The following is a 2221-nucleotide window of genomic DNA, read 5'->3' as shown; positions in this document are numbered from 1 at the left end:
GATCTGATCATCGCGGCCCATGCGGCCCATGCGGCCCATGCGGCTGAGACCGGACAGATCATCTTCAGTCGTGACGCCAAGGCACGCTTTGCGGATCTTCCGGATGTCCTCGCGACGGAACCGTAGGCGTCCGTCGCGGTCCCGGGGAAGTCCCACCGTCGGCGAGTAGACCTGCCTGGCGTTCTGTTATGATCCAGCCGTCAATCTGCCTTCACTTCACGCCACTTCGGAGTACGCTCGGTGCCATGGCCGTCATGCCGTTCACCGATGCGCGTAACCACCTCTCAGAGCTCATCGACGAGGTCCAGCGGACGCACGAGCGCGTGGAGATCACCCGCCACGGCCATGTCGTGGCGGTCCTCGTCTCCCCCGACGATCTGGCCGCGTTGGAGGAGACGCTGGAGGTGCTGGCGAGCCGGGAGACGATGCGGCAGCTTGCGGAGTCCCGCAATGCGGTCGAGGCCGGCGACGTGCTCGATGCCGAGGACCTCGCCGCGTTCATGGCGAAACGGGCTCGGGGCGCAAAGCGGCCTCGCGCGACGTGAGTCGCCACGTGAGCGAGGTCGGCGAGCCATTCGACCTTCGGATCACCGGTCCCGCGGCACACGCTCTCGCCGGCCGGTTGCCCGAGAAGATCGCGACAGCCGTCCATGAGTTCATCACGACCACGCTCCTGGAAAACCCTCACCGGCTCGGCAAACGCCTCCTCCCGCCGTACGAGGGCACCTGGTCCGCCCGGCGCGGCAGCTACCGGGTGCTGTACGAGATCGACGAGAAGAACCGGATCGTGACCGTCACCGCCGTCGAGCACCGGTCCGACGCATACCGCTCACACTGACCGACAAGCCGACCGGGAAAGCGCGGACGGGCCACGGACACACACCAGCCCGGGCTGCACCGCGGGACGCCTCCAATCCCTCACCGCATGAGTCTGTTGGCCTCCTGCGACCTCGTGCCGCACGCCGTCCCGGAATCTGAACAGGAACGTCAGGCCGACTGCGATCCCGTCACCACGGTCACGAGGTTCACTGTGGGGCGGGCTCCCACCCAGGCTCCAGAAACCTATGTTTGAGGCGGCCTGTGACGCCTCCATCTCGGCCTACCCGGCCACAGGGCGGTCTCGCTGTGATGCGGTGCCCCGACCGGTCGAGGAGTCGATTCGGCCTGTCACAGGGGTACCTCGCCGGGCCGTCCGCGGTGACGAAGGCTTGCCGTTCGCGGTGACGGGGGCTTGTCCGGCGTGCCTTCCGCGGGCAGGACGGCTCACCTCATGGGGCTCTGGCGTGATGCCGGACGGGTAGCTGGGATACGCTCCTGCCGCAGCATCTACAGCTTGTCGAAGAGCCCTGTGCCGACCGGGTTGGTTCGCTCGGATCGGCGCATTCGTGGGAGGCAGGACCTGGTGACTCGATCCTTCGGCCGATCTCGGCCGTTGCCCGCCGATGTCGAGGAAGCGACTGCCTCCGACGCTGCCTGGGCGGGAAGCGCGAACCGCGCGAGAGGTGCTGATCGCCCCGCTGCTGGCTCCCGTTCGCGGCGGCGCGGCCTGGGCCTGGCGGCCGGCTTCGCACTGCTCGTCATGACCGTGACCGGATGTGATGTTCCCAACTTCGGATTCCCCGACGGGGTGACGGATCAGACTCCACGCATCCTGAACCTGTGGCAGGGCTCCTCGATCGCGGCGCTCGCCGTGGGTGTGTTCACCTGGGGTCTGATCTTCTACGCGATCATCGTGTTCCGGAAGAGGTCGGACGAGCTGCCGCGGCAGGTCCGGTACAACCTGCCGGTCGAGATCCTCTACACCGTCGTGCCCCTGGTCATCGTGGCGGGGCTGTTCTACTACACGGCCCGGGACGAGATCGAGGTCAACAAGCTTCCGCCCGATCCGGACGTCACTATCAACGTGATCGGTTTCCGCTGGAACTGGCAGTTCCGCTATCTCGACACGGGCCAGAACGGCACGATCCCGATAGAGGTCACCGGCAGGCCCGGAGAGCCGGCCGTCCTGGTGCTCCCGCAGGGCCGGACGATCCGCTTCGTGGAAACCTCGCCGGACGTGATCCACTCCTTCTGGGTACCCGACTTCCTGTTCAAGCGGGATGTGGTCCCCGGCCGGGTCAACCAGTTCCAGCTCACGATCACCAAGACCGGCACCTTCGTGGGTCGCTGCGCGGAGCTGTGTGGGGTCGACCATGACCGGATGAACTTCTCCGTCAAGGTG

At 66.7% G+C, this 2221-nt stretch carries 3 protein-coding genes; all 3 read left to right on the top strand.

What is annotated here, in order from left to right:
- The first annotated feature begins 254 nt into the window (after positions 1-254).
- Positions 255-545, top strand: coding sequence for a type II toxin-antitoxin system Phd/YefM family antitoxin (locus tag DD1DGNOD_RS19305; protein WP_241255844.1), 291 nt, complete (start codon positions 255-257; stop codon positions 543-545).
- A gap of 8 nt (positions 546-553) precedes the next feature.
- Positions 554-838 (top strand): type II toxin-antitoxin system RelE family toxin, encoded by a 285-nt coding sequence (locus tag DD1DGNOD_RS19300; protein ID WP_131767870.1) that lies wholly within the window; start codon positions 554-556, stop codon positions 836-838.
- A 564-nt stretch (positions 839-1402) separates the two neighbouring features.
- Positions 1403-2221: aa3-type cytochrome oxidase subunit II (gene ctaC, locus DD1DGNOD_RS19295; RefSeq protein ID WP_131770755.1), on the top strand; the 819-nt coding region annotated here is incomplete at its 3' end.

This window comes from Candidatus Protofrankia californiensis, from assembly GCF_900634765.1.
Lineage (GTDB): Bacteria > Actinomycetota > Actinomycetes > Frankiales > Frankiaceae > Protofrankia > Protofrankia californiensis.
The sequence above is the reverse complement of the archived record's forward strand: the minus strand, read 5'-3'. Positions and strand labels throughout refer to the sequence as shown.

Excerpts from the sequence above, each read along its gene's own strand:
- DD1DGNOD_RS19305 (WP_241255844.1), top strand. The coding sequence starts at position 255 with ATGCCGTTCACCGATGCGCGTAACCACCTCTCAGAGCTCATCGACGAG.